The organism is Lysobacter sp. DMC104, assembly GCF_056313665.1.
The window spans coordinates 148,001-173,678 of the sequence record NZ_JBQUZW010000003.1 but is presented as its reverse complement, the minus strand read 5'-3'; the positions used below and the strand labels follow the sequence as shown (position 1 = coordinate 173,678).

The 25,678-nt window shown below is 68.8% G+C and carries 21 protein-coding genes; 13 read left to right on the top strand and 8 right to left on the bottom strand.

The features are described from left to right. Window positions 1–3: 3 nt before the first annotated feature. The 4 genes from ACT53R_RS05720 to ACT53R_RS05705 are packed head-to-tail and all read left to right on the top strand — an operon-like array spanning window position 4 to window position 2,272. On the top strand, window positions 4–669 hold the full coding sequence (locus tag ACT53R_RS05720; RefSeq protein WP_476170881.1) for an HD domain-containing protein: 666 nt from the start codon (window positions 4–6) through the stop codon (window positions 667–669). Beyond that, window positions 666–1,472, top strand: coding sequence for a sulfurtransferase (locus tag ACT53R_RS05715; RefSeq protein ID WP_476170880.1), 807 nt, complete (start codon window positions 666–668; stop codon window positions 1,470–1,472). The genes ACT53R_RS05720 and ACT53R_RS05715 overlap by 4 nt, the downstream gene beginning before the upstream one ends. Window positions 1,473–1,499: 27 nt before the next feature. Further along, complete coding sequence (locus ACT53R_RS05710; protein ID WP_476170879.1) at window positions 1,500–1,655, top strand: hypothetical protein; 156 nt, start codon at window positions 1,500–1,502, stop codon at window positions 1,653–1,655. 11 nt (window positions 1,656–1,666) lie between these two features. Beyond that, complete coding sequence (locus tag ACT53R_RS05705) at window positions 1,667–2,272, top strand: YdeI/OmpD-associated family protein (protein ID WP_476170878.1); 606 nt, start codon at window positions 1,667–1,669, stop codon at window positions 2,270–2,272. Window positions 2,273–2,320: 48 nt separating this feature from the next. On the opposite strand, the gene ACT53R_RS05700 is transcribed toward ACT53R_RS05705, so the two are convergent. Then, complete coding sequence (locus ACT53R_RS05700; RefSeq protein ID WP_476171122.1) at window positions 2,321–4,081, bottom strand: M14 family metallopeptidase; 1,761 nt, start codon at window positions 4,079–4,081, stop codon at window positions 2,321–2,323. Window positions 4,082–4,223: 142 nt separating this feature from the next. Here ACT53R_RS05700 and ACT53R_RS05695 point away from each other — a divergent pair, with 142 nt between their 5' ends. The 3 genes from ACT53R_RS05695 to ACT53R_RS05685 are packed head-to-tail and all read left to right on the top strand — an operon-like array spanning window position 4,224 to window position 7,126. Further along, on the top strand, window positions 4,224–4,868 hold the full coding sequence (locus tag ACT53R_RS05695) for a glutathione S-transferase family protein (protein ID WP_476170877.1): 645 nt from the start codon (window positions 4,224–4,226) through the stop codon (window positions 4,866–4,868). Continuing rightward, window positions 4,865–6,463: a POT-type proton-dependent oligopeptide transporter gene (locus ACT53R_RS05690; RefSeq protein ID WP_476170876.1), complete on the top strand. Its 1,599-nt coding sequence runs from the start codon at window positions 4,865–4,867 to the stop codon at window positions 6,461–6,463. Before ACT53R_RS05695 ends, ACT53R_RS05690 begins: the two co-directional genes overlap by 4 nt. A 42-nt stretch (window positions 6,464–6,505) precedes the next feature. Beyond that, window positions 6,506–7,126, top strand: a complete 621-nt coding sequence (locus ACT53R_RS05685) for a rhomboid family intramembrane serine protease (protein WP_476170875.1) — start codon at window positions 6,506–6,508, stop codon at window positions 7,124–7,126. Between the two features lie 12 nt (window positions 7,127–7,138). Here ACT53R_RS05685 and ACT53R_RS05680 read toward each other — a convergent pair whose 3' ends face one another. Next, complete coding sequence (locus ACT53R_RS05680) at window positions 7,139–7,318, bottom strand: hypothetical protein (RefSeq protein ID WP_476170874.1); 180 nt, start codon at window positions 7,316–7,318, stop codon at window positions 7,139–7,141. A 521-nt stretch (window positions 7,319–7,839) separates the two neighbouring features. Here ACT53R_RS05680 and ACT53R_RS05675 point away from each other — a divergent pair. Both ACT53R_RS05675 and ACT53R_RS05670 read left to right on the top strand, forming a co-directional pair. Beyond that, complete coding sequence (locus tag ACT53R_RS05675; protein WP_137851067.1) at window positions 7,840–8,049, top strand: cold-shock protein; 210 nt, start codon at window positions 7,840–7,842, stop codon at window positions 8,047–8,049. Between the two features lie 150 nt (window positions 8,050–8,199). Next, window positions 8,200–9,111 (top strand): DUF3298 and DUF4163 domain-containing protein, encoded by a 912-nt coding sequence (locus ACT53R_RS05670; RefSeq protein ID WP_476170873.1) that lies wholly within the window; start codon window positions 8,200–8,202, stop codon window positions 9,109–9,111. On the opposite strand, the gene ACT53R_RS05665 is transcribed toward ACT53R_RS05670, so the two are convergent. Continuing rightward, window positions 9,101–9,982: an NAD-dependent protein deacetylase gene (locus ACT53R_RS05665; RefSeq protein WP_476171121.1), complete on the bottom strand. Its 882-nt coding sequence runs from the start codon at window positions 9,980–9,982 to the stop codon at window positions 9,101–9,103. The two genes, ACT53R_RS05670 and ACT53R_RS05665, sit on opposite strands and share 11 nt — an antisense overlap. An 80-nt stretch (window positions 9,983–10,062) precedes the next feature. Beyond that, the gene (locus tag ACT53R_RS05660; protein ID WP_476170872.1) at window positions 10,063–12,246 is read right to left on the bottom strand and encodes a M3 family metallopeptidase; all 2,184 of its coding nucleotides are present in this window, start codon (window positions 12,244–12,246) and stop codon (window positions 10,063–10,065) included. 227 nt (window positions 12,247–12,473) lie between these two features. Between ACT53R_RS05660 and ACT53R_RS05655 the strand changes: the two genes are divergently transcribed. Continuing rightward, entirely contained in the window at window positions 12,474–14,732 is a 2,259-nt protein-coding gene (locus ACT53R_RS05655) for a TonB-dependent receptor (RefSeq protein ID WP_476170871.1), read from the top strand. 127 nt (window positions 14,733–14,859) lie between these two features. Here the strand turns inward: ACT53R_RS05655 and ACT53R_RS05650 are convergent, their stop codons facing one another. Then, window positions 14,860–19,587, bottom strand: coding sequence for a carbohydrate binding domain-containing protein (locus ACT53R_RS05650; RefSeq protein ID WP_476170870.1), 4,728 nt, complete (start codon window positions 19,585–19,587; stop codon window positions 14,860–14,862). Between the two features lie 211 nt (window positions 19,588–19,798). Further along, window positions 19,799–20,572, bottom strand: a complete 774-nt coding sequence (locus tag ACT53R_RS05645; protein WP_476170869.1) for a MerR family transcriptional regulator — start codon at window positions 20,570–20,572, stop codon at window positions 19,799–19,801. 361 nt (window positions 20,573–20,933) lie between these two features. Between ACT53R_RS05645 and ACT53R_RS05640 the strand changes: the two genes are divergently transcribed. Genes ACT53R_RS05640 through ACT53R_RS05630 form a run of 3 tightly spaced genes read left to right on the top strand, consistent with a single transcriptional unit; the run spans window position 20,934 to window position 23,928 of the window. Continuing rightward, a complete protein-coding gene (locus tag ACT53R_RS05640; protein ID WP_476170868.1) occupies window positions 20,934–22,970 on the top strand; it encodes an amidohydrolase family protein in 2,037 nt (678 codons plus the stop codon). Between the two features lie 57 nt (window positions 22,971–23,027). Next, window positions 23,028–23,510 (top strand): glutathione peroxidase, encoded by a 483-nt coding sequence (locus tag ACT53R_RS05635; RefSeq protein ID WP_476170867.1) that lies wholly within the window; start codon window positions 23,028–23,030, stop codon window positions 23,508–23,510. A gap of 13 nt (window positions 23,511–23,523) precedes the next feature. Beyond that, window positions 23,524–23,928, top strand: a complete 405-nt coding sequence (locus tag ACT53R_RS05630; protein ID WP_476170866.1) for a GAF domain-containing protein — start codon at window positions 23,524–23,526, stop codon at window positions 23,926–23,928. A gap of 31 nt (window positions 23,929–23,959) precedes the next feature. Here ACT53R_RS05630 and ACT53R_RS05625 read toward each other — a convergent pair whose 3' ends face one another. Both ACT53R_RS05625 and ACT53R_RS05620 read right to left on the bottom strand, forming a co-directional pair. Next, window positions 23,960–24,736, bottom strand: a complete 777-nt coding sequence (locus tag ACT53R_RS05625; RefSeq protein ID WP_476170865.1) for an alpha/beta hydrolase — start codon at window positions 24,734–24,736, stop codon at window positions 23,960–23,962. A gap of 69 nt (window positions 24,737–24,805) precedes the next feature. Then, the gene (locus ACT53R_RS05620; protein ID WP_476170864.1) at window positions 24,806–25,615 is read right to left on the bottom strand and encodes a ferredoxin--NADP reductase; all 810 of its coding nucleotides are present in this window, start codon (window positions 25,613–25,615) and stop codon (window positions 24,806–24,808) included. Window positions 25,616–25,678: the final 63 nt, after the last annotated feature.

Genomic DNA, 25,678 nt, shown 5'->3' with positions numbered 1-25,678 from the left:
ATGGTGACGTCGTCTCCCGCTTCCGGCGCCAGTGTGCCGGAGGACGGGACGGCGTCCCTGTCGCCGGAGCAGGCCCGGGCGCTGCGCGAGGCCTATGCCACGCCGCCGCGGGCGTACCACCACTTCGGCCACGTCATCGAGACGCTCGCGCATTTCCGCAGCGTGGCCGACGGGCCGGGCTGGCAGGCGCCGGAGACGATCCGCTTCGCGCTGCTGTACCACGACGCGGTGTACGTCCCGGGCCGCAAGGACAACGAGGCGCGTTCGGCCGATCTGATGCGCGACCACCTGCGCCGCTGGCCGCCGGACGAGGCGGTCGATGTCGAACGCATCGCCGCGCTGATCCTGCTCACCGCCCGCCATGGCGGGCTGCGCAGCAGCGATTTCCCCGATACGGCGGAAGGCGAGGACACCCGGCGATTCCTCGACTGCGACATGGCGATCCTCGGCGCCGCACCCGATGCCTTCGCCGCCTACGACCGCGCCATCGCCGAGGAGTACCGCGCGGTCCCGCGCTGGCTGTACCGGCGCAAGCGTCGCGCGTTCTTCCGCATGCTGCTCGACGGCGAGCGCATCTTCCTCAGCGACTTCTTCCGCGACCGCTTCGAGGCACAGGCACGCCGCAACCTCGCGAACGTGCTGGCGGCGGGCGGTAAAATTGCCGGATGACCCTGCCTGCCGACGCTTCCGCCTCCGATGCGGTTCCCGCTATCGAACACATCGCCGCCTACCGCTTCGTCGCGGTGGACGACCCTGCCGCCCTCGCCGAACGGCTGCGCACCTCCGCCGAAGCGCAGGCCCTGCGCGGCACGGTGCTGGTGGCGCCGGAAGGGCTGAACCTGTTCCTCGCCGGTGCGCCCGACGCGATCGCCGGCTTCCTCGCCGAGTTGCGCGCCGACCCGCGTTTCGCGGACATCGTGGTCCGCGCGACCCGCTGCGCCGCGATGCCGTTCGCGCGACTGAAGGTGAAGGTCAAGGCCGAGATCATCGCCTTCCGCCAGCCCGATGCCTCGCCGCTCGCGACGCGTGCGCCCGCGGTCGCGCCCGCCACCCTCGCGCGCTGGATCGCGCAGGGCGCCGACGACAACGGCCGCCGGCTGGTGCTGCTGGACACGCGCAACCGCGAGGAGATGGCGCACGGCACCTTCGACGGCGCGCTGGAATTGCCGATCGACAACTTCGTCGACCTGCCGGCGGCGGTGCTGGCCGAGCGCGAGGCGCTGGCCGACGCGACCGTCGTCAGCTTCTGCACCGGTGGCATCCGCTGCGAGAAGGCCGCGCTGTGGATGCATGCGCAGGGCATGGACAACGTGCTGCAGCTCGACGGCGGCATCCTCGGCTATTTCGAGGCGGTCGGCGGCTTCGGCTACCGCGGCGGCTGCTTCGTGTTCGACGAACGCGTGGCGCTCGATCCGGCGCTGGCTCCCGTTCGCGCTGGCGAACGTGCAGAATCTGCTACCTGCACACACTGATCGAGGCGCACGGCAACGATGGCGGACATGAGCTGGATCGGACTGGTGCTGGCCATCATCGCGGCGTATTTCGCGATCAAGGTGGTCAAGTTCCTGTTCAAGCTGCTGTGGTGGGGCATGGTGCTGGCTGGCGCGTACTGGTTCCTTGCGCCGATGCTGGACCTGCCGCGTCCGTTCGGCTGAGGCGTGCCGCGATGGGCGAACGCGATCCGCGCGTCGATGCCTACATCGCGAAGGCCGCGCCATTCGCACGGCCGATCCTCGAACACCTGCGCGCGCTGGTCCATGCGACCTGCCCGGACGCGGACGAGACGATCAAGTGGGGCATGCCGTTCTTCGTCGTCGATGGCGCGTCGCTGTGTCACATGGCGGCGTTCAAGCAGCATGCCGCGTTCGGGTTCTGGCGCCATGCCGAGGTGATGGGCGGCGAACGCCCGGTCGAAGGCATGGGCAGCTTCGGCAAGCTTGCGACGCTGGACGACCTGCCGCCGAAGCGCGCGCTCGCAATGCTGCTGAAGCGCGCCGCGGCGCTCAACGCATCGGGCACGAAGCCCGTTCGCACTGCTGCGAAGAAGCCGCCCGCACCGCTGCCGGAGATGCCCGCAGACTTCGCCGCGGCGCTGGATGGCGTGCCGACCGCGCGAGCCCACTGGGATTCCTTTTCGCCCGGTCACCGTCGCGAATACCTCGAATGGATCCTCGGCGCGAAGCGCGCCGAGACCCGCGCGAAGCGCATCGCCCAGGCCGTCGAATGGCTGGCCGAGGGCAAGGCGAAGAACTGGAAGTGCGAGCGACGTTGAGAGGGTCAGCGGAGCTTCGCTCCGCGCCACGGCACCTAACGTGCGCAGTTACGGCGCGGTATCGACCCGCAGCACCGGATACAGGCCGAAGCGTTCGTCCCAGGCGCTGTGGCGGCGGTAGAAGAACGCGAGGCGCGCGGCCGGGTCGGCGGCGAACGTCGGGTCGTCCTTCAGCTTCTGCTCGAACGCGGCCCTCAGCGCCGGGTCGCGCGCCAGCATCTCGCGCGCCACGTCCTCGGCGACGTAGTCCTCCATGTATTCCTTCTGCTCGAAGGCGTTGTTGAATTCGCCCCACGCAAGCAGCGAATCCGGCGCCTGCGGTTCCAGCAGCGACATCAGCAGTCGCGCCTTCGGCTGCGCGATCGGCACGAACAGCGCGCCGGCGCCGACGTCGCGGGTTTCCGGCGCCCACGCGCCTTCGACCGTGAGGCGCTGGTGGCTTTCGGTCGGCGCGGCGGAGAACGTCGGCGTCTCGTCACGGAATGCCTGCACCGCCAGCGCGGGATGCGCGGCGTCGAGGCGCGAGAACGCGATGCCGTGCTGCTTCAGCTTGGCGGCGACCAGTTCCGCCCACGCCGCAGGCACCACGTAGCCGGCCTTCGGTGCGTCGACGACGAGCGACGGCACGATCTCGTCGCGCAGCGGCAGCTTCCACATCTGCGGGGTCTTGTCGTCGTAGCGCGTCATCAGCGCGCCGGAGACCTCGGAGGGCGTGCGCGTGTAGGCGTAGCCGAGGAAATCGATCGTGCGGACCTTGTCGGTCGCCTTCCAGGTCAGCGGTACGGCGTTGCCGGCCAGCGTGGTCGCGCGGGTGTCGGCGGCATCGGCGGCGCGGCGCCATTCCGCGCCGTGCGCTGCGGTCAGGTCGAGCACGGCGAGCACCGCGTCGTGGGTGATCTTCACGCGGGTGGCGTAGTCCTTCCATGAATGCGTTTCGACCAGCATCGCCAGCCGGTTGCGCAGCAGGAAATAGCCGGTGGAGAAGCGCGGCGGCGCGACGCCGTCGGCGAACCCCGAGGTCGGGTCGTCGCTCTCGACGAACGACGGATAGAACGGCACCGGCAACGACCCGCGCTTGCGCAGGCGTTCGAGCGTGCCGTCGCGCAGTTGCAGGCCGGCGCCACGCAGCGCGTCGTCGCCGGCGTGCAGCGGTTCGACCTGGATCGACACGTCGTGGCGGAACTTGGCGCCGTCGGTGACGTGCAGGTCGATCGTGGCGATCGGGTCCCACGCGTTCTCCAGCGCCAGCATCGCCTGCATCTCGGGCGCGTCGGCCTTCACGTAGTCGCGGTTGAGGTTGAAATTCTGCGCGGTGACGCGCCAGCCCATCGCTTCCGGGCCGACCTGGTTCGGGCGGTTCCAGCGGCCGAAGCGCTCGTGGCCGTCGATGTTGAACACCGGCACGAAGATCAGCACCAGTTTGTCGAGCGCGCCCTTCGCGGCGTTGCCGTCGAGCACTTCGCGCAATGCGAGGAAACCCGCGTCCTTGCCGTCGATCTCGCCGGCGTGGATGCCGCCCTGCACCAGCAGCACCGGCAGCCCGTCGGCCTTCGCCTGATCCGGCGTGAACGCGCCGCGGCGGCTGGCGACCAGCGCCTTCATCGGCCGGCCCTCGGGCGTGGTGCCGAAGTCGATGCAGCGCACCGCATCGGGGTAACGTTGCGCGAACGCGTCGCACAGTGCGATGACTTCCGCGTAGCGGCCGGTGCGGACGAAGCCGCTGCGTTCGGCTTCGGTGGACAGCGGGTCGGCTGCGCGGGCGGGCAGCGTGGTCGACAGCGCGAGCGCGAGGACGGTGAGGGCGGGCAGGGCGATCGTGCGCATGGGCGGTGACGGGAGCGGCGGGCGATCGTGCATTGTGCCCCGATCGCGCCGCGCGGATGCCTGTCGATGGTCATGCGCGAGCGAGCGGAAGGCTGTGCGACACTGGTTCTTTCGCGCAGGAGCCGCCATGACCGCGTCGTCCCATGTCCTCTACTACTCGCCGGGTGCGGCCAGCCTGGTCGTCCATTGGTTGCTGCTGGAAGTCGGTGCGCCGCACACGCTGGCGCTGGTCGACACCGCCGCCGGTGCGCAGAAGCGGCCCGAGTACCTTGCGCTGAATCCCAATGGCGTGGTGCCGACGCTGGTCATCGACGGTGCGCCGCATTACGAGGCCGCCGCGCTGGCGATGCACCTCGCCGACGCGTATCCCGCCGCCGGCCTCGCCCCCGCGCCGGGCGACGCGGCGCGCATCGACTACACGCAGTGGATGTTCAATCTCGCGAACATGGTCCAGCCGCTGTTCCGGCAGTGGTGGTACCCGCACGAACCGGCCGGCGAGGCCAACGCCGAGGCGGTGCTGGCGCACGTGCGGCCGCGGATCGAGGCGCAGTGGGACCGCATCGACGCCCACCTCGCCGCGCACGGGCCGCACCTGCTCGGTGATCGCCTGACCGCCGCCGACTTCCATCTCGTGATGCTGATGCGCTGGTCGCGCAAGATGCCGAAGCAGGCGATCGAGTGGCCGCACCTGGCCGCGCTCGCGGACCGGCTGAAGGCGCGTCCGTCGTTCGCCGAACTGTACCGTCGCGAGGGGCTGACCGAATGGGCGTGACCGCAGCGGAAAACGCCGGCGCGCGCCTGCCCCGGCAGATCCCGTACATCATCGGCAACGAGGCCTGCGAGCGCTTCAGCTTCTACGGGATGCGCAACATCCTGGTGCAGTTCCTGATCGGCAGCGCGCTGCTGGCCTACCTGCCCGGGGCCGAGCGCGAGGGCATGGCGAAGGAGGTGTTCCACAGCTTCGTCATCGGCGTGTACTTCTTCCCGCTGCTCGGCGGCTGGCTGTCGGACCGCTTCTTCGGCAAGTACAACACCATCCTGTGGTTCTCGCTGTTGTACTGCACCGGCCAGTTCTGCCTGGCGCTGTTCGACGGCGACCGCACCGGGTTCTACGCCGGCCTGTTCCTGATCGCGCTGGGGTCCGGCGGCATCAAGCCGCTGGTGTCGTCGTTCGTCGGTGATCAGTTCGACCGCACCAACAAGCACCTCGCGAAGATCGTCTACGACGCGTTCTACTGGACGATCAACTTCGGCTCGTTCTTCGCTTCGCTGTTGATGCCGATCCTGCTGCGCGAGCATGGCGCGAAGATCGCCTTCGGCGTGCCGGGCGTGCTGATGCTGGTGGCGACGCTGATCTTCTGGCTCGGCCGCCGCAGATACGTGAACGTCGCGCCCGACGCACGCGATCCGGACGCCTTCCTCCGCGTCGCCATGACCGCGTTGCGCGGCGGTGCCTCGGGCCGCAAGGGCATGGGCACCGCGATCGCCGGGTTCGGCCTGCTGCTGGCGATCGTGCAACTGGCGGGTTGGGCGAGCGGTGCGGGCTGGTGGCCGGAATCGGTCGGCTTCGTGCCCACGTTCTGCCTCGCGCTGGGCGCGGTGCTGCTGTTCGGCGGCATCGGCACGTCGCTGCAGCTGGAACACGCCCGCGGCAGCCATCCGGATGCAGCGGTGGACGGCGTGCGCGCCGTGCTGCGCATCCTGATCGTGTTCGCCATCGTCAGCCCGTTCTGGTCGCTGTTCGACCAGAAGGCGTCGACCTGGGTGCTGCAGGGCAAGCAGATGGTGATGCCGGAAGGCTGGTGGCTGGGCTGGCTGGTGAAGGAAGCCGGCCAGATGCAGGCGATCAATCCGCTGCTGGTGATGCTGCTGATCCCGTTCAACAACCTCGTGCTGTATCCGACGCTGACGAAGCTGGGTTTCCAGGTCACTGCGCTGCGGCGGATGGGCTTCGGCATCGCGTTCTCCGGGCTCGCCTGGGTGGTCGCCGGGGTGATCCAGTTGTGGATCGACGGCGGCGACCCGGTGCTGCTCACGTGGCAGGTGCTGCCGTACGTCCTGCTGACCTTCGGCGAGGTGCTGGTGTCGGCGACCGGCCTGGAATTCGCCTACAGCCAGGCGCCCGCGCCGATGAAGGGCGTGATCATGAGCTTCTGGATGCTGTCGGTGACCTTCGGCAACGTCTGGGTGCTGCTGACCAACGCCGGGGTGAAGAGCGAGGGCATGCGCGCGCTGGTCGCCTCGTCCGGGCTGAGCGAACACGCCTTCCTGATGTTCTTCTTCGCCGGTTTCGCCTTCGTCGCCGCGCTGGTGTTCGCGCTGTACGCGCGCCGCTACCCGATGCAGGACCACTACCGTGCGGCCTGAGTCCCGACCCGCCACGTCCGCCTTGCGCAGGAGTGTCCGCGAATGACCGGTTACGTCACGCTTGCGCTGATCGCGATCACCGTGGTCGTGTCGTGGCAGGCCTTCGAGAAGCCGCGGCTGCTGGACCGGCTGATCCTGTGGCCGCCGGCGGTGGAGCGCGGGCGCCAGTACGACCGGCTGCTCACCCACGGCTTCATCCACGCCGACTGGGGGCACCTGATCTTCAACATGATCGCCCTGTATTCGTTCGGCCCGGCGATGGAGCGCTATTTCACCGACCGCGTCACCGCGATCGGCTACCTGCTGTTCTATCTGTCGTCGGTGGTCGTGGCGATCCTGCCGACCTACGCACGGCACAAGCACGATGCGTCGTACCGCAGTCTGGGCGCCTCGGGGGCGGTGTCGGCGGTGCTGTTCGCCTTCATCCTGCTCGACCCGTGGGCCGGCATCTACGTGTTCCTGATCCCGGTCGCGATCCCGGCCTTCCTCTTCGCCGGGCTCTACCTCGGCTACACGATCTGGATGGATCGCCGCGGCGGTGATCGGGTCAACCACAGCGCCCACCTGTGGGGCGCGCTCTACGGGGTGGGCTTCACCCTGCTGCTGAATCCGGAGCTGGCCGTCCGCTTCGTTCGGCGGCTGGCCAGCCCCGGATCGTTCTGACCCCTGGCGGCCTCAGGCCGCGCAGGCGCTGCGGGAGCCGTCGCAGCCGTAGGTCTGCAGGAGCCGCTTCTGGATCACGTGATCCAGGAGCTGGTACTCGCGGGTGGTGGTATCGCCCTGGCGGGCGAGGTCGTACAACCGCGCGACGATGTGGTCGTCGCTGACGGGCGTAGCCGGGGCTTCGGTCTGCATGGGCTCCTCTGTGGACGGAGTGGTTCGGGACGGGTCACGCTGCACGGGTGATTCGAGCTTGGAGAAGCAGGAAGCGTGCCAGTCGTTTCGCGCATCCTTCCGCGCACGGATGTTGCCGCGGTGCGTCACATCGGGCCCGCGGAGGGAGGGATCGTCACTTCTCGTCCGTCTAAGGAGTCGAGCCGGTGGCGCCTTCCGTGGAGGCGGAATCCGGAAAATTCCCGGGATTTTTCGCGTACCGCTTTCCCGGCCGGGAGGGCGGGTCGCCCCGTGACCGCCGTCCGGCGGAAAAGTTCCTCCGACCGCTTCACAAAAGCCGACACTTGTGGTGTATGTTGCGCGGACTGTTCCAAGCGGGATCACGGTACATCGTGACCCGATGCGGTAGATCCAAGGTAGCTGTCGGCCCATGGCCGACCCCAGACGATCCGCTCATCGTTCGCGTTACCCCTGGCTAGACAGTCGCGGCGCCCGCAAGCGCCGTGTATCCACCCAACTGTTGCATGTGAGGAGTAACACCCATGTCCGATCGTCAGAGCGGCACCGTGAAGTGGTTCAACGATGCCAAGGGCTACGGCTTCATCACCCCGGAAAGCGGCCAGGACCTCTTCGTCCATTTCCGCTCGATCCAGGGCACCGGCTTCAAGTCGCTGAAGGAAGGCCAGAAGGTCACCTTCAAGGTCGTGCAGGGCCAGAAGGGCCTGCAGGCCGACGAAGTCCAGGCGCTGTAATCCAGCGTCCATCGCGTCAGGGGCCCCGGGCGTTCGCGCCCGGGGTTTTTTTCGTCCGGCCTCCCCGTGGCCGGCATCCGGTGCAGGCATCCGTTATCCTGCTGCGCGATTCCTCCCCATTCGATCGGGTCCCCCTCCCGACACGCCTCCATGTCGACGTCTCCCAGCCTCCGTTTCCGCGCCCGGACGCCCGCCGTCCTGGCGACCGCCCTCGTCCTGAGCCTCGCCCTTGCCGCCTGCGACAAGGACAAGCCGAAAGCCGCCGCCCCGACGCCCGTCCAGAGCGCGGCCAAGCCGGCGCCGCCGCCGCCCGAGCTGAAGGACATCATCGAACACGACGCCCGCTACGTCGTCGGCATCAGTTTCCCGCCGGAGGCGAAGAAATACCCCGGACTGGCCACGGCCTTGCAGGCCTACGCCGACGGCGCGCGCGCCGAGCTGCTGAAGGCGGTGCAGGGTGCCGACCCGGCCAAGCAGACCTCGCCGTTCGAGCTCTCGCTCAACTTCAACCTGCTGCTGGACACGTCGGACGTGGTGGCGGTTGCCGCCGATGGCTCCAGCTTCACCGGCGGCGCGCACGGTGATCCGCTGGTGGCGCGTTTCGTCTGGCTGCCGAAGGCGCAGAAGATGCTGACGGCCAATGAGCTGTTCGCCGATGCCGCGGCGTGGACGATGCTGTCGGACTTTGCCCGCGAGCAGTTGCACGCCACGTTGTCGCAGCGCGTGGATGCGGACGAACTCTCGCCGTCGGAACGCGCCGAGGTCATGCGCTCGGTGGGCCGGATGATCGACGAAGGCACCGAGCCCACGGCGACCGCGTTCGCCGCGTTCGAGCCGATCGCGGCGCCGGCGCCCGACACCGGCCGGCTGATGGGCCTGCGCTTCGTGTTCCCGCCCTACCAGGTCGGGCCCTACGTCGACGGTGTGCGCACGGTCGACGTGCCGACCTCGGTGCTCACGCCGTATCTCGTGCCGGCGCTGCGTCCGCTGTTCGTGGACGTGAAGCCGGCGCCCGCGCCGGTGCCGACCGAGACGACGGGCGCGCCGCAGGTCACCCGGTAACCGTCGCGCCGTCCGATGCGAGCGCGGCGGACAGCGTCGCGCCGCAGTCGGCGTCCAGCCGCAGTTGCGCCAGATCGTCGGCGCGGGTGCGGCCGCGGTTGAGGATCGCCAGCGGCAGCCCGCGCTCGCGGGCGATCCGCGCGAAGCGGAAGCCGGAATACACCATCAGCGACGTGCCGACCGCGAGCATCGCGTCGGCCGATTCCAGCGCGGCCAGCGCGCGGGCGTAGCGTTCGCGCGGGACGTTCTCGCCGAAGAACACCACGTCGGGTTTCAGCAGGCCGCCGCAGACGATGCAGTGCGGCGGTTCGAAGCGGGCCACGGCTGCGGCGTCGATGTCGGCGTCGCCGTCGGGTGCGGCGCCGGCTTCGCGGGGGCGCCAGCCGGGGTTCGCTTCGGCCATGCGCCGTTGCAGATCCTCGCGCGGCGTGTCGTCGCCGCAGCCGAGGCAGACCACGCGGTCCAGCCGACCGTGCAGGTCGATCACGTCGCGGCTGCCCGCGCGCTGGTGCAGGCGGTCGACGTTCTGCGTGACCAGCGACGTCAGCGCGCCTCGACGCTCCAGTTCGACCAGCGCCGCATGCGCGGCGTTCGGCTGCGAGGCCGAGAAGCCCGGCCAGCCGACATGGCTGCGCGCCCAGTAGCGGCGATAGGTGGCCGCATCGCCGGTGAAGGCCTGCCACGTCACCGGCGGCGTGCGCTTCCACGCGCCGTCGCTGTCGCGATAGTCGGGAATGCCGGAGTCGGTGCTGACGCCGGCACCGGTGAGCACGAAGATCCGCGGGTGGCGTTCGAGCCACGCGCGCAGCGCTTTCGCGGGATCGCCGGTGGCGTCGAGGGATTCGGGAGGTGTGTGCGGATCGAGCGGCATGCGGGCGTCGGACATCTCGAAGGCCGGAAACGACACCGCCCGGGCGAGCCGGGCGGTGTCGGGTGCAGCGGGGAGGGCGCTTACTTGCCGGTCAGGCCGCGACGCTCCAGCAGCGGCTGGATGTACGGATCACGACCGGAGAAGTCGTGGAACAGCACCATCGCGTCCTTCGAACCGCCGCGGCTGAGCAGCGTGTCGCGGAAGTGGTCGCCGTTCTTGCGGGTGAGGCCGCCGTGCTGCTTCATCCACTCGACGCTGTCGGCGTCCAGCACTTCCGACCAGATGTAGGCGTAGTAGCCGGCCGCGTAGCCGCCCATGATGTGGCTGAAGTACGGGGTGCGGTAACGCGGCGGCACCGGGGCGTAGTCCACGCCGATGTCCTTGAGCGCCTTCGCCTCGTAGGCCATCACGCCCTTGGCATCGGGCAGCTGGTCGGCCGGCACCTGGTGCCAGCGCTGGTCCAGCATCGCCGCGCCGAGGTACTCGGTGGTCTTGTAGCCCTGGTTGAACTGGTCGGCGGCCAGCACCTTGTCCAGCAGCGCCTGCGGCATGGCTTCACCCGTCTGGTAGTGCTTGGCGTAGTTGGCCAGCACCTCGGGCCAGGTCGCCCACATCTCGTTGACCTGCGACGGGTACTCGACGAAGTCGCGCGGCACGTTGGTGCCGCTGAAGTACGGGTACTTCACGTTCGAGAACATGCCGTGCAGCACGTGGCCGAACTCGTGGAACGAGGTGTTGACGTCGTCCCAGGTCATCAGCGCCGGCTTGCCCGCGGCCGGCTTGGTCACGTTGAGGTGCAGTGCGACGACCGGCTTCTGGTCCAGCAGTTCGGACTGGTCGACGTAGGAGCTCATCCACGCGCCACCGCGCTTGGACGAACGCGCGTACGGGTCGACGATCACGATCGCCAGCTGCGAGCCGTCCTCGTTGAAGACGTCGTAGACGCGCACGTCTTCCTGGTAGGTCGGCAGGTCGGTGCGGCGCTTGAACTTCAGGCCGTACAGCTTCTCGGCGGCGAAGAACACGCCGTTGTTGAGGACGTTGTCCATCTCCAGGTACGGCTTGAGCTGGGCTTCGTCGAAGTCGTACTTCGCCTTGCGCACCTTCTCGCTGTAGTACAGCCAGTCCCACGGCTCGACGGCGAAGGTCGGCTCGCCCTTGGCCTTCTGCTCGGCGTCGATCATGGCCTGCAGTTCGGCGGCTTCCTTCTTCGCGTTGGCGACGGCCGGCGGCGCCAGCTGGGCCATCATCTTGTTGATCGCGTCCGGCGTCTTGGCGGTTTCCTCGGCCACGGCGAACGCCGCGTAGTTCGGATAGCCCATGATCGCGGCGCGTTCGGCGCGCAGCCTGGCGACCTTCGAGACGATGTCGGTGTTGTCCCACTGGTTGCCGCGGCTGCCGCGGGCCATCGAGGCCTTGTAGATGCGCTCGCGCAGCGCGCGGTTCTCCATCTGCGTGGTGATCGGCTGGATCGTGGTGTTGAGCAGCGCGATCAGGAACTTGCCCTTGAGGCCCTTCTTCTCGGCGGCTTCGGCCAGCGGCGCGATCTGGTCGTCGGACAGGCCCTTCAGCTCGTCGCGCGAGTCGACCACGATGGCCGAGTCGTTCACTTCGTCGAGCACGTTCTGGTTGTACTTGGTGGCGAGGGTGGCCAGCTCGGCGTTGATCGCCTTCACCCGCTCCTTCTGCTTGTCGTCCAGCTTGGCGCCGGCGCGGACGAAGTCGGTGTAGTAGCGCTCGATCAGGCGCACGCCCTGCGGGTCGAGGCCCAGGCTCTCGCGCTTGTCGTACAGCGCCTGCACGCGCTGGAACAGCTTCGGGTTGAGGTAGATGCCGTCGTAGTGCGCGGCGAACTTGGGCGAGTATTCCTCGTCCAGCTTGTCCAGCGCGTCGTTGGTGTTGGCGCTGGTGAGGTTGCCGAAGACCTTGGCGGCGCGGCCCAGGAGCTGGCCCGAACGCTCCATCGCCAGGATGGTGTTGTCGAAGGTCGGCTCCTCGGTGCTGTCGGCGATCGCCTGGATCTCCTTCACCTGGTCGGCCATGCCGCGATCGAAGGCCGGCGCGAAGTCGGTGTCCTTGATCTTGTCGAACTGCGGGTAGTGCAGCGGCAGGGGGCTTTCGGAGAAGAAGGGATTCTCGTGGGCGGCGTCGGCGGGCATGGCGGCCTTGTCGGTGGCGGGCTTGGGTTCGGCGGGCTTGTCGCAGCCGGACAGCATGGCGGCGGAGAGGGCCAGCGCCAGGGCGCAGGCGATCGGGCGATTCATTCGGACGGTCCTCGGCGGTGCGAAGGGGCGGAAAAGCACCCCCCAGAGTAGCCCACGACCCTTGCCCGGGGCCCGTGACGAAAGCCATGGCCGGGAGCGGCGATGGGGCGCGGTGACGGCCCATATCACGAATTGTTTACAATCCGCCGCGCGATGCGGTGCGGTATGGCCCGGCCCGGCGGTCGGCCCGCCCGGTCGCGCCTCCATCCCTCTCCCCAGGATCGCCCATGACCCCCTCCTTCCGCTCCCGCCGCGCCCTGCGTCTCGGTGGCCTCGCCGTCGCCATCGGCTTCGCCCTCCCGGCGATGGCCCAGGACGCCGCCCCGGCCGCCAAGGCCGACGCGCCCGAGCTCGACGCCATCACCGTCACCGCCCAGCGGCGTACCGAGAACATCCAGGACGTGCCGGTGGCGATCACCACCGTCGATCGCGAGAAGCTGGAAGCCCTTACCACCAGCGGCGACGACATCCGCCTGCTGTCGGGCCGCCTGCCGAGCCTGAACATCGAGTCCTCGTTCGGCCGCGCCTTCCCGCGCTTCTACATCCGCGGCCTGGGCAACACCGACTTCGACCTCAACGCCTCGCAGCCGGTGTCGCTGGTGTACGACGGTGTGGTCCAGGAGAACCCGATCCTCAAGGGCTTCCCGATGTTCGATCTCGACCAGATCGAAATGGACCGCGGCCCGCAGGGCACGCTGTTCGGCCGCAACACCCCGGCCGGCGTGCTGAAGTTCGAATCGGCCCGCCCCGAGGAGACCTTCGGCGGCTACGGCCGCGTGTCCTACGGCAGCTACGGCACCTTCAACCTGGAAGGCGCGGTCACCGGCCCGCTGACCGACAAGGTCTCGGCCCGCGTGTCGGTGCTGCACCAGCGCCGCGACGACTACGTCGACAACACCTTCAACGGCGCCGGCGACGACCTCGAGGGCTACCGCGAGACCGCCGCGCGCGGCCAGCTGCTGATCAAGCCGAACGACGGCTTCGAGGCGCTGCTCAACGTGCATTCGCGCAAGCTCGACGGCACCGCGCGACTGTTCCGCGCCGGCATCATCAAGCCCGGCACCAACGACCTGGTCGACGGCTTCAGCCGCGACCGCGTGTCGATCGACGGCCGCAACGAGCAGAACCTCGACCAGCTCGGCGGCAACCTGCGCATGCGCTGGGACCTCGGCCGCGTCAGCCTGTACTCGATCACCGGCTACGAGAGCGTCGACGCCTACAGCCGCGGCGACATCGACGGCGGCTCGGTCTACAGCTTCCCGACCGGCGCGCCGGGCGTGGCGCTGTTCCCGGCCGAATCGGCCGACGGCCTGCCCAACCACCGCCAGTACAGCCAGGAATTCCGCGTCGAATCGAACGAGTGGGGCCGCTTCGACTGGCAGGCCGGCCTGTTCTGGTTCGACGAGAAGATCGACGTCGACAGCTTCTCCTACGACGGCTTCGGCGGCGCGGAGAACGGCTACGCCCGCCAGCACCAGGACAACACCGCGTGGGCGGTGTTCGCCTCGGGCGACTTCGACGCCACCGACCGCCTGAAGCTGCGCGGCGGCGTGCGCTACACCGACGACCGCAAGGACTTCACTGCCGAGCGCGTGGTCGGTCCGTTCGGCCCGGCGATCGCGCCGATCACCGTGCACCCGAACGACAACGACGTCAGCTGGGACCTCAGCGCCGTCTACAAGCTCAACGACCAGATCAACCTCTACGGCCGCGTCGCCAAGGGCTTCCGCGCGCCGAGCGTGCAGGGCCGCCTGATGTTCGCCAACGCGGCGCTGCCGTCCAGCGAGCTGGTGACCGTCGCCGACACCGAGACCGTGCTGTCGTGGGAAGGCGGCGTGAAGGCGCAGCTGTGGGACAACCGCCTGCGCCTGGGTTTCGCGCTGTACCGCTACGCCGTCGACGACCAGCAGCTGACCGCGGTCGGCGGTGCGACCAACATCGCGCGCCTCGTCAACGCCGACAAGACCATCGGCCAGGGCGCGGAACTCGATGCGCAGGTGTGGCTGACCGACCACCTGTTCGTCACCCTCGGCGCCAGCTTCAACGACACCGAGATCCAGGACAAGAACCTGACCGTGTTCGGCTGCGGCGGCGGTTGCACCGTGACCGATCCGGCCGGCAGCGTGCCGGGCACGTACCACATCGACGGCAACCCGCTGCCGCAGGCCCCGCGCAACGTCTACAACCTGACGGCGCGCTACGGCCTGCCGGTCGGCGCCGGCGAGTTCTACGCCTACACCGACTGGGCCTACCGCGGCCAGGTGAACTTCTTCCTGTACGAGTCGACCGAGTTCACCGGCAAGTCGTTGCTGGAAGGTGGCCTGCGCCTGGGCTATGCCTGGAACAACGGCGACTACGACGTGGCGCTGTTCGGCCGCAACATCACCGACGAGACCGTGGTCGTCGGCGGCATCGACTTCAACAACCTCACCGGCTTCCTCAACGAGCCGAGCACCTGGGGCGTGGAGTTCAAGGCGCGGTTCTGATGCGCGTGCGTCGATCGGAGCGTCCGATCGACACCGTTGCCCGATGCAAACGAGAACGCCGGACGGGAGACCGTCCGGCGTTCTGCGTTTCAGGTGATGTTTCGTGTTCGTCCCGGAACTTGCGGCCTCAGAACTTGAAGCTGCCGTCGTTGCGCGTGGTGGTGCCGGTGCAGTTCGCGGGCAGGGTGAACTCGCGGTTGCCCGAGGTCGTGGCCTGGTTGCTTTCCCAGGTCGCGGTGCTGCCGTTCCACTTCACGTACTTGTACTGGATCGCCGCGCCGGCCGGCAGGTTCACCGTGCCGGTCCACGGCACGTTCGCGCCGCTGCCCTGGATGGTCAGCGCGAAGCCCGCGCCCGGCGACCATGCGCCCAGCGCCGCGACGTTGCCGACGACGTAGAGGTTCTGGCCGAAGGTCGTGTTCGCGTTGGCGATGGTGAAGCTGACCGTGCAGGTGCTGGGTGTCGTGGTGGTGACGTTGAGCGTGGCGCTGCTCGCCGACACGTTGCCGGCCGCGTCGTAGGCGCGCACGGTGTACGCATACGCGGTGGACGCCGACAGCCCGGTGTCGGTGAAGCTGGTCGACGCGGTGGTGCCGATCTGGTTGCCGTTGCGGAACACGCGGTAGCCCGCGACGCCGACGTTGTCGGTGGACGCGGTCCAGCCGATCGTCGCCGAGGTCGCGGTCACGCCCGAGGCCGCCAGCCCGCCCGGCACCGACGGCGCGGTCGCGTCGTCGTTGAGGCAGGGATCGGTGGTGGTGATCACACCCGCGGAGATCGCCGCCAGGCCGGTGCCGACCGGGTAGTTCGCGCCGTTGCGGCTGTCCCACGTCCCGCTGCCGTTGTTGAACGTGACCTGCGCGCCGGTGGCGGCGCCGAGGTTCAGCGTCTTCACCACCCAGCCGGTGCAGGCCGCGCTCATGGTCACGCCCGGCACCGCGGTCCAGCTGCCGCCGTTCGGCGCGTAGTGGATGTAGGTCGTGGTCCACGTCGCCGACGGCTTGTAGTACACGGTCGCGGTGTTGTTCACCAGCGGCGGCGTGGTGACCGACAGCGCGGTGCTGGCGGCCGACACATTGCCCACGGCGTCCTGCGCCTTCACGGTGTAGCTGTAGGCGGTGCCCGGCATCAGTCCGCTGTCGGCATAGCTGGCCGCGGCGGTGGTGCCGATCTGCGTGCCGTTGCGGAACACGAGGTACGACGACACGCCGACGTTGTCGGTGGACGCCGTCCACGCCAGCGTGAGCGCGGTCGAGGTCAGGTTCTGCGCATTGAGCCCCGCGGGCACGGTCGGCGCCTGCGTGTCCGCGCGCGCCGGCGTGGTGACCGAGACGGCGGTGCTCGCGGCGGAGAGATTGCCCGCGGCGTCGTAGGCGCGCACGGTGTAGCTGTACGCGGTCGACGGCAGCACGCCGTTGTCGACGTGGCCGGTGCCGGTGGTCACGTCCGCGATCTGGGTGCCATTCCGGAACACGCGATAGCCGGCGACGCCGACGTTGTCGGTCGAGGCCACCCAGCCCAGCGCGACCGAGTTGGCGTCGATCGCGTTGCCGGTGAGGCCGGTGGGCGTGGTCGGTGCCTGCGTGTCGGCCGCGCAGGGATCGGTGCCGGTGCTGACGGCGCCGTTCTGCACCACCGACAAGCCGGCGCCCAGCGCGTAGTTGCGGCCGCCGTTGTTGTCCCAGGTGCCGCTGCCGTTGTTGAACGTCGCGGCGAGACCGGTCGCGCTGCCGAGGTTCGCGGTGTAGCGATACCAGCCGGTACACGCGACGCTCATCGCGACGCCGGGCACCGTGGTCCAGGTGCCGCCGGTGGGCGAGTAGTGCAGGTTGACCGTAGTCCAGCCCGCGGCCGGTCGGTAATACACCGTCGCCACGTTGCCCGCGGCGGTGCTGGCCGAAGTCGCGGCCGACGCGGCCGACAGGTTGCCCGCGGCGTCCTTCGCCTTGATCGTGTAGCTGTACGCCGTCGACGGTTGCAGGCCGGTGTCGGTGTAACTGGTGCCGGTGACGCTGGCAGCGAGCGCGCCGTTGCGGAAGACCTGGTAACCGGCGACACCGTAGTTGTCGGTGGCGGCGGTCCACGTCAGCGCGATCGAACTCGCGGTCGTAGCACCCGCGACCGGTGCGCCCGGCGTCGACGGCGGCGTGGTGTCCGGCGCCTTCGTCGTGATCGCCAGCGCCGTGCTGCGCGCGGACTGGTTGCCGGCGCCGTCGTAGGCCAGCACCTGGTAGCTGTAGCTCGTCGAGGCGGCCAGACCACTGTCGTCGAACTGCGTGCCGCTGCCGGTGCCGACCAGCACGCCGTTGCGGAAGATCTGGTACCCCGCGACGCGCACGTTGTCGGTCGCCGGCGACCAGCTGATCGTCACCGAACGGTCGGTGAGGGCGCTCGACGTCAGGCTGCCCTGGAACACCGGCGGCGTGGTGTCGACCGTGAGGAACGGACGCACGCCGGCGACGGTGCCCGTGGTGTCCTCGACGTAGCCCGAGCCGGTGGTCGTCTTGCGGTAGGTGCCCGCGCCGACGTAGACCTGCTGGATGTCGCTGCGGGTGACGTTGCCGCGCGTGTCGGTGGCCTCGATGTAGTAGTCGAGCAGCTGGTTCCGGTACTGGTTGAAGTAGGTGTAGTAGAGGTTGCCGATCTCCTGCGCCGGCAGCACCTGCATGGTCTGCTGCGTCACCGGCATCCACGACACGCCGTTCATCACCGGCTTGAGGTCGCGCACCTGCATCGGGTACGAGGTCCACGCGCTCACGCTCGCCGGCGTGATCGACAGGCCGGGCTTGCCGACCATCGCCGCCGGGTCGTAGACCTTGTAGGTGTCGTCGTTGCCGTCGATGGTGGTCGAGGCGTGCGTGCGCACCTTCACCTGGATGCTGGCGATGTCCGAGACGTCGTAGGCGTAGGTGTAGACCGCGAACTCGTGGTTGTAGTGCTGCACCGTCCAGCCTTCGGCCTTTGACGCGTTCACCGAGCCCGGGTTGTACGGATAGCGCTGCGGCCACCACACCGACGGCCCGGTGCGATCCTTCGCGACGTTCGGCTGCACGTACTGCTTCGAGAAGTACAGCGAGTTGTTGAAGGCGAGCGTCGGCTTGACGTTGTCGTCCTTGTTCTCGTCGTAATAGCCGAAGCCCGAGTCCATCGACGGCAGCAGGAAGTACCACGCCAGCTCGGCCGGATTGGCGCCGCCGGCGTAGTCGCTGGCCGGGTTGCCCTTCACCGGGAACGACATCATCCACGGATTGAGCTGGTTGCCCGGCGGTACGATCTGCTGGTCCAGCGTCGTGGTCGGCGACCAGTACGCCGGATGATCGTCCAGCCAGATCTGCTCGGCGGTCTTCGCGTAGTTCAGCGCGGCCTGCAGCAGCGCGAAGTTGCGCTCCAGGTAGTGCCAGCCGTACTCGAACGACACCGTCGCGCCTTCGGCCACGCCGTTGAGGTTGGTCTTCGGCGAGAGGTTCATGCCGGTGGCGGCGTTGAACGCGGGGAACTGGCCGTTCCAGATCACGAACGGCAGATGCCAGTGGTACCACGTCGGGTCGGACGAGGAATCGCGGGTGTCGATCCACGAGCCGTCCTGCACGTGCTGCACGTCGGCGGCGGGGATCGGGAAGCGCTGCAGGTATTCGTCGATGCCGAGGCAGTAGCCGCTGCCGCCGCAGGTGGTGCCGTAGCCGTTCTGCCACGTCGGCAACGAACCGGCGCGGCCGCCGGAGTTGTCACCGTCGTGCGCGACGACGAAGAACTGGCGCGGCTCCAGCGCGGTGTAGGGCACGTATTCGTCGACGGTGACCGCGCCTTCCCAGCCTTCCAGCCACGAGCCGTTCTGGCTGACGGGAATGCCGGCGAGTTTCGTCACTTCACCGGTCGCCGGATCGACGTGGCGCACCCAGTGCGGCGTCGATGCGAACGGGAACTTGTTGACCACGACCTGCTGCTCGTGCGCCATGCCGGCGGCAACCCAGTTGCCGGAAGTCGAGGTGTTGCGCAGGTCGGCACGGTTCGGCGGTGAGGTCAGCGTGTCGCCGTTGGCGTCGTAGGTCGCGTACGGATAGTCCTTCAGCGTGCGCGAGAAGTGGTTGTTGCCGATCACCGACCACTGCACGCCGAGCTTGGCGAGCACCGGGATCAGGCGTTCGGAGAAACCGAGCTCGGTCGGGAAATAGCCGCGCGACGAACGGAAGTTGCCGCCGAGGAAATACGGCTGCGCCAGCGTCGCGTTCTGGTAGATCAGGTCCTTGAGGAAGTACTCCGACCCGACCAGCGGTCCCATGCTGTGGTGGCCGGTGAAGTGGATGAGATCGAGCGTGCGGTAGCCGTTGGTCGTCGGCAGGCCGCCGTACGCGGTGCGCCACGAGGCGCCCCAGTTGGTGTTCGTGTACCCGGGGACGTTCTGCAGGCGTTCGAGGCTGTCGACGTTGTTGACCACCGCGCCGGACATCGTCACGTGGATCTGCCCGTTCGCGCCCGACCAGTTGCGCACTTCGTTCGCGACCTGCTGCGGCCACCACTGGTACGCGCCGGTCTTCGCGTCGTGCGCGTAGTAGGTCACCAGGTCGTCGTGCGGCATGATCGTGCCGCCGAGCGACGCGGGCAGGTAGTAGCTGTAGCCCGGCGGTGGATTGTTCTTCAGCGCGATCACGTCGCCGTCGTAGAGGTAGCGGATCGGTGCGCCGGTCGCCGTCGCGTTGTAGGTCTGGCCGACGTTGACCGCGTAGAACGGCCAGAAGTTCGGCATGTGGTTGTGGTAGACGTGCGCAGCGGGGATCGCCGCGTTCGCGCCGGGCACGGCGCAGAAGGCCGCGAACATGCCGATCGCGAACGCGACCGGAACGCTGTGCAGTTTCATCGTTTTCTCTCCGTGAACGCCGATACGCCTGACGCCAGACGTGGTTCGTCCGTGCGCGCGCGCCGCGCATCACGCGTGTGATGCGTGATGCCGGCCGGAGAGGATTATTGGTGCGTATCGCTTTGCAGCATGACGGCGTGCAAACGTATACATGCACGAGAGTGCAACGCCGCGCGTAAATCGAACGCAGCGTCGCCTCGTGTTTTCGATGTCAGTCGTGCGCGTGTGCCTGCGCGTTGGCGTTCACCGCGGCCTGCACGTAGGCGGCGAGGCCGTCGGCGCGATCGTCGTAGTGCGCGAGGAAGCGCTCGTCGCCGGTGTAGAAGGCCGCGACCTGCACGTGCATCGCGTGGCTGCACGGATAGAACCAGCGGTCGATGTGCTCGCGGTGCAATTCGGCCAATGCCATCGCGCGTGCGCTGTCGGCCGCGTCGCCCTGTTGCATCGTCGCCAGCAGCTGGTCGGTGATCGCATCGCTCTCGGCGCGGATCTTCGCCCAGTCGTCCTTCGAGTAACGCGCGGTGCGCTGTCGTGAGATCTTCCACGCGTCGGTGTCGCCCCAGCGGCGTTCGGCTTCCTGCGCGTATTCGCCGTTGCGGAATTGGTCGTGGCCTTCGAACAGGGTATCGATGTTCATGGGTGTGCTCGCTTCGAGGGTGAGAAGGGTCGCATCGATCGCGCCGAGCACGGCGTCCGCATGCGCGCGCTGGCGTTCCAGCGTCGCGCGCTGCGCGAGGAGGGCTTCGCGCCGGCGTGCGACGGGGGCGTCCAGCAGGTCGCGCACGGCGTCCAGCCCGAAGCCCAGCTCGCGCAGCACCAGCACCTGCTGCAGGCGCCGGAGGTCGGCTTCGCCGTAGAGGCGGTAGCCGGCGGCGCTGCGGCACGTCGGCGAGACCAGCCCGATCGCGTCGTAATGGTGCAGTGCACGCACGGTCAGGCCGACGAGGGCGGCGACCTGGCCGACGGTGCGTTCGCGGGCGGACATGGGTGGGCTCCGGTGGGCTCGACGGCGTCGATGCAGGACGGATGCTCCGGCCTCACGTCGCGTCAGGGTCAAGCCCCGATTGTGCGCCGGCCGGCACACGCCGGGGCAGCGCGAACCGGCTGGAGCGTGTCATGCACTTTTTCATACGCCGCGGACGGGCTTCCCGAAGGGTTGCGCCCCCGGGCCGCCGATGCGGTGGCCCGCGGCTTGCCTTGCCCACCGGCCAAGGCGGCGCCACGGACCTTGCCCCGGCGGCCCGGGGGCGCAACGCGGCGCATGAAAAAGTGCGTGACACGCTCTAGACTCGACCGGACATCCCGCGGGCAGCGACCCGCCGTCTTCCGGCTCCCAGGAGAAGGACATGCTGCGTCCCGCCTTCCGCTGTCTGCTGTTCGCATCGCTTCTGCTGTCCCCCGCGCTCCATGCCGCCGAAACCTTGCGCTATACCGTGCTGGTCGACGGCGGCAAGCCGGCCGGCCACCAGGTGGTCCAGCGCAACGACGATGGCAGCGTCCACGTCGACTACCTCTTCAAGGACAACGGCCGCGGGCCCGAGCTGAAGGAGGACTACACCCTCGCACCTGACGGCACGTTCGTCACCTATGCGGTCAAGGGCACGTCGACGTTCGGTGCGCCGGTGGACGAATCGTTCCGCGTGGCGGACGGCAAGGCGACATGGACATCGACCTCGGACTCGGGCGAGCAGCCCGCCGCCGCTGGCGCCGCGTACTGGCCGATCGGCGGCACGCCGCAGAGCGGGGCGCAGGTGCTCTCCGCGCTGCTGGCGCGCAGCGACAATCGCCTGCCGCTGATCCCCGGCGGCACGCTCGGCGCGCGCGCGGTCGCCGACCTCACCCTCGCCGGCGATCGCAAGGTGCGCCTGATGCGCGTGACCGGCGTCGGCTTCACCCCGCAGTTCGTGTGGGTCACCGCCGATGCGCAGCCGCGCTTCTACGCGCTGATCGTGCCCGGCTACCTGCAACTGGTCGAAGAAGGGCGCGAAGCCGATGCGGCGATGCTGGAGGAACGCCAGAAGCAGGCCGAGGCCGACGCGCTGACCGAACTGCGCGACACGCTGGCCCACCCGCTGCGCGGCACCACGCTGATCCGCAACGCGCGCGTCTTCGACAGCGAGACGGCGACGCTGGGCCCGGCGTCCGACCTGCTGATCGCGCACGGCCGGATCGTGTCGATCTCGGGGGCGAACCAGGAAACCGCGACCGTCGACCAGGTGATCGATGCCGGCGGCCGCGTGCTCACGCCCGGGCTGTTCGACATGCACGGCCACACCAGCGCCTGGCAGGGCGGCCTGCACCTGGCGGCGGGCGTGACCACCGTGCGCGACATGGGCAACGACAATGCGACGCTGCAGCAGCTGATCGCCGACGAACGCGAGGGCAAGGTGCTGTCGCCATCGATCGTGCCGGCCGGCTTCATCGAGGGCGAAAGCCCGATGTCCGCGCGCAACGGTTTCGTGATCTCCGACCTCGACGGCGCGAAGCAGGCCGTCGACTGGTACGCCGGCCACGGCTATCCGCAGATCAAGATCTACAACTCCTTCCCGAAGGCGATCCTGCGCGAGACCGTCGCCTACGCGCACAGCCGCGACCTGCGCGTGAGCGGGCACATCCCCGTGTTCCTGCGCGCGCAGGACGCGCTCGACGTCGGCTACGACGAGATCCAGCACATCAACCAGGTGCTGCTGAACTTCCTGGTGAAGGACGACACCGATACCCGCACGCTGGAGCGTTTCTACCTGCCGGCGCGCAGCGTGGCCGACATGGACTTCAACGCGAAGCCGGTGCAGGACTTCGTCGCGCGCCTGGCCCGCGACCAGATCGTGATCGACCCGACCCTGACCGCGTTCGACTTCATCCGCCAGCGCGCCGGCGAACTCTCCCCTGCGTACGCCGACGTCGCCGAGCACATGCCGCCGGACGTGCGCCGCGGCCTCAAGAGCGCCGAGTTCGACATCCCCGACGACGCCACTGCGGCGCGCTACAACAAGTCGTACGACAAGATGGTCGATTTCGTCGGCCGCATGTATCGTGCCGGCGTGCCGATCGTGGCCGGCACCGACGGCACGCCGGGCTTCACGCTGCAACGCGAACTGGCGCTGTACGTGCAGGCCGGCATGACCCCGGCGCAGGCGCTGCAGGTCGCGACGCTCAACGGCGCGAAGTACTCGCGCACGCTGAACGATCGCGGCACGATCGCGGTCGGCAAGCGCGCCGACCTCGTGCTGTTCGACGGCGACCCGACCGCCAACATCGCCGATGTGCGCAAGGTGGCGCTCGTCATCAAGAACGGCGAGGCCTACTACCCGGCGGACATCGACCGGGCGCTGGGCATCGCGCCGTTCGCCGAGCCGGTGAAGCCGCAGCCTGCCGCTCCCTGATTGCCGATTCATTCGTCTTTCCTTCGTTTCCCTTCGTCACTTTCCACGGAGTCCTGCATGCAGACCGCCTACGACTTTTCCGCCGTCGACATCGATGGCCACGACCAGGCGCTCGCCGACTACCGCGGCAAGGTGCTGCTGGTGGTCAACGTGGCCTCGAAGTGCGGGTTCACGCCGCAGTACGCCGGCCTGCAGAAACTGTGGGAAACCTACCGCGACCGCGGGCTGGTGATCCTGGGCTTCCCCTGCGACCAGTTCGGGCACCAGGAGCCGGGCGACGAGGCCGAGATCCGCAACTTCTGCTCGCTGACCTACGACGTCGATTTCCCGATGTTCGCGAAGATCGACGTCAACGGCGGCAAGGCGCATCCGCTGTGGAACTGGCTGAAGGAACAGAAGAGCGGTCTGCTCGGCATCGGCGCGATCAAGTGGAACTTCAGCAAGTTCCTGATCGGTCGCGACGGGCGGGTCATCGCGCGCTATGCGCCGACCGACAAGCCCGAGTCGCTGGCGAAGGACATCGAGGCCGCGCTGGGGTGATGCCGCACGTGCCATGAGCCAAGGGCCGAGCCACGGGGAGACGGGTTTCGAACTGGCACTCGCCACCGAGAGCAGCGCGCTGGTGGCGACGGTCACCGGTCGCATCGATGCGGTCGAAGCCCTGATCGCGATCTTCCTGCGCATCGCCGAGGCGGCGCGCACGACCGGCGTGCGCCGGGTGCTGGTGCTCGACCACACCTTCGGCGTGGTGCCGCCCGAAGCGCAGCTGCGCCGGCTGTTCGCTTCGCTCGAAGGACAGGCGATGGAAACGGTCCGGCTGGCTTACGTCGATGCCCGTGGCACCGCCGTCAGCCGCATGGAGCTGGGCGAGATCCTCGGCCGCGAGCATGGTTACGATTGCCGCGTGTTCGACAACGAGGCCCGTGCGCGGATCTGGCTGCACTACGGCGAATCCTGAAGCGGGCGAACGGTCGCGGCACAGGCCGGCCTCAGCGCGGCGGCATTGCGGTGCGGCTTGCGTCGATGCGGCGCAACAGCGTCTCCATCGCGGGCGTCCACACCCGCCAGGCATGGCCGCCCTCGGGCGTGAGCACGTGGTCGGGCGGCAGCGTCGGCGCGAACAGGGCGATGGTGTCGCGCAGGCGGTCGCGGCGGCCGTACGCGAGCCACACCCGCTGTGCCGCCGCGGGATCGCGGGCGATCGCTTGCAGGTGCTGCCACAGGTCCCGCTGCCATGCGTCGAGGTTGCCCGGTTCACCGTCGGGTGGCGTCCAGCGCAGCAGTCCGCCTGCCGCCGTCACGCTCTTCGGGACCGCACCATCGCCCAGATAAGGTGCGAGCAGCAGCAGGCCGGTGGTCCGGCCCGGGTAACGGCGGTCGTAGAGCAGCGTGCCCAGCCCGCCCAGCGACGCGCCGCCGAGCCAGAACTCGCGGTAGCCGCGCGCCCGCGCCGGCTGCATGACCTGCGCCTCGAGGCGTTCGGGCACGTCGCCGCGGCGGTAGTCGGGCAGACGCAGTTCGGTGAACAGCACGTCGGCATCGGGCCAGACCCGCTGGATCGCCTCGGCGACGCCGCTGCGGCCGAGTGCGGCCAGGTCATCGGCGCGCCCGGGCAGCACGACCACGAGGCGGCGCTGCGCCTGCGGCGGCGCGGCCGGCGCCGGGATCAACCGTGTCGGGATCGGGCCATCGGCGGCGGGAATCGACGCACAACCGGCGCCGAGCAGGGACAGCAGCAGAACGAAGGCGGGGAAGGCGAAGCGCATCGCGGTGTCCGGAGTCGGATGACGCCGGTGATACGGACGGCGCGGCGCCGCGGATGCGCGGACGCCCGCCTACTTCTCGACGAATGCCCGCTCGAACACGTATTCGCCGGCGGTGCCGATGCGCGGCGAGGCGGTGAAGCCGCGGCGGTCGAGCATGGCGCGGAAGTCGGCCAGCATCTGCGGGCTGCCGCAGATCATCGCGCGGTCGTGGGCCGGGTCCAGCGGCGGCAGGCCGAGGTCCGAGGCGACGCGGCCGGCGTCGAGCAGGTCGGTGATCCGCCCGCGCTGCAGGCGGCCGTGCCAGTAGAAGTCCTCGCGGCTCACCGCCGGGTAGTACAGCAGCTTGCTGCGGATCTCCTCGCCGAGGTACTCGTGGCATTGCAGGCCGCGGCTGATGTAGTCGCGGTAGGCGAGGTCGGGCTCGCCGCGCACGCCGTGGCAGACGATGACCTTCTCGAAGCGTTCGTACGTGGCCGGGTCCTTGATCACCGCCAGCCACGGCGCCAGACCGGTGCCGGTGGACAGCAGGTAGAGGTTCCGACCCGGGTGCACGTCGGAGATCAGCAGCGTGCCGGTGGGCTTGCGGCCGATGAGGATGGTGTCGCCCGGCTTGATGTGCTGCAGCCGCGAGGTCAGCGGCCCGTTCTGCACCTTGATGCTGAAGAACTCCAGTTCCTCCTCCCAGTTGGCGCTGGCGATGGAGTAGGCGCGCATCAGTGGCTTGGTCGTGCCGTCTTCCTGCGGCACTTCCAGCCCGATCATCACGAACTGGCCGTTGTCGAAGCGGAAACCGTCGTCGCGCGTGGTGGTGAAACTGAAGTAGGCGTCGGTCCAGTGACGGACGTCCAGCACGGTTTCGGTGCCGTAGGGGGAGGCCATGCGTTGGGGGTCTGAAGTATTAGCTGAAGCTAATTATAGACGAGCGCGCCGCCGCGGGAATTT

What these genes read in the sequence shown, in the direction of transcription:
- ACT53R_RS05715 (WP_476170880.1), top strand. Translation starts at nt 666, where the DNA reads ATGACCCTGCCTGCCGACGCTTCCGCCTCCGATGCGGTTCCCGCTATC.
- ACT53R_RS05710 (WP_476170879.1), top strand. Translation starts at nt 1,500, where the DNA reads ATGAGCTGGATCGGACTGGTGCTGGCCATCATCGCGGCGTATTTCGCG.
- ACT53R_RS05705 (WP_476170878.1), top strand. Translation starts at nt 1,667, where the DNA reads ATGGGCGAACGCGATCCGCGCGTCGATGCCTACATCGCGAAGGCCGCG.
- ACT53R_RS05695 (WP_476170877.1), top strand. Translation starts at nt 4,224, where the DNA reads ATGACCGCGTCGTCCCATGTCCTCTACTACTCGCCGGGTGCGGCCAGC.
- ACT53R_RS05685 (WP_476170875.1), top strand. Translation starts at nt 6,506, where the DNA reads ATGACCGGTTACGTCACGCTTGCGCTGATCGCGATCACCGTGGTCGTG.
- ACT53R_RS05680 (WP_476170874.1), bottom strand. Translation starts at nt 7,318, where the DNA reads ATGCAGACCGAAGCCCCGGCTACGCCCGTCAGCGACGACCACATCGTC.
- ACT53R_RS05675 (WP_137851067.1), top strand. Translation starts at nt 7,840, where the DNA reads ATGTCCGATCGTCAGAGCGGCACCGTGAAGTGGTTCAACGATGCCAAG.
- ACT53R_RS05670 (WP_476170873.1), top strand. Translation starts at nt 8,200, where the DNA reads ATGTCGACGTCTCCCAGCCTCCGTTTCCGCGCCCGGACGCCCGCCGTC.
- ACT53R_RS05665 (WP_476171121.1), bottom strand. Translation starts at nt 9,982, where the DNA reads ATGCCGCTCGATCCGCACACACCTCCCGAATCCCTCGACGCCACCGGC.
- ACT53R_RS05660 (WP_476170872.1), bottom strand. Translation starts at nt 12,246, where the DNA reads ATGAATCGCCCGATCGCCTGCGCCCTGGCGCTGGCCCTCTCCGCCGCC.
- ACT53R_RS05655 (WP_476170871.1), top strand. Translation starts at nt 12,474, where the DNA reads ATGACCCCCTCCTTCCGCTCCCGCCGCGCCCTGCGTCTCGGTGGCCTC.
- ACT53R_RS05650 (WP_476170870.1), bottom strand. Translation starts at nt 19,587, where the DNA reads ATGAAACTGCACAGCGTTCCGGTCGCGTTCGCGATCGGCATGTTCGCG.
- ACT53R_RS05645 (WP_476170869.1), bottom strand. Translation starts at nt 20,572, where the DNA reads ATGTCCGCCCGCGAACGCACCGTCGGCCAGGTCGCCGCCCTCGTCGGC.
- ACT53R_RS05640 (WP_476170868.1), top strand. Translation starts at nt 20,934, where the DNA reads ATGCTGCGTCCCGCCTTCCGCTGTCTGCTGTTCGCATCGCTTCTGCTG.
- ACT53R_RS05635 (WP_476170867.1), top strand. Translation starts at nt 23,028, where the DNA reads ATGCAGACCGCCTACGACTTTTCCGCCGTCGACATCGATGGCCACGAC.
- ACT53R_RS05630 (WP_476170866.1), top strand. Translation starts at nt 23,524, where the DNA reads ATGAGCCAAGGGCCGAGCCACGGGGAGACGGGTTTCGAACTGGCACTC.
- ACT53R_RS05625 (WP_476170865.1), bottom strand. Translation starts at nt 24,736, where the DNA reads ATGCGCTTCGCCTTCCCCGCCTTCGTTCTGCTGCTGTCCCTGCTCGGC.
- ACT53R_RS05620 (WP_476170864.1), bottom strand. Translation starts at nt 25,615, where the DNA reads ATGGCCTCCCCCTACGGCACCGAAACCGTGCTGGACGTCCGTCACTGG.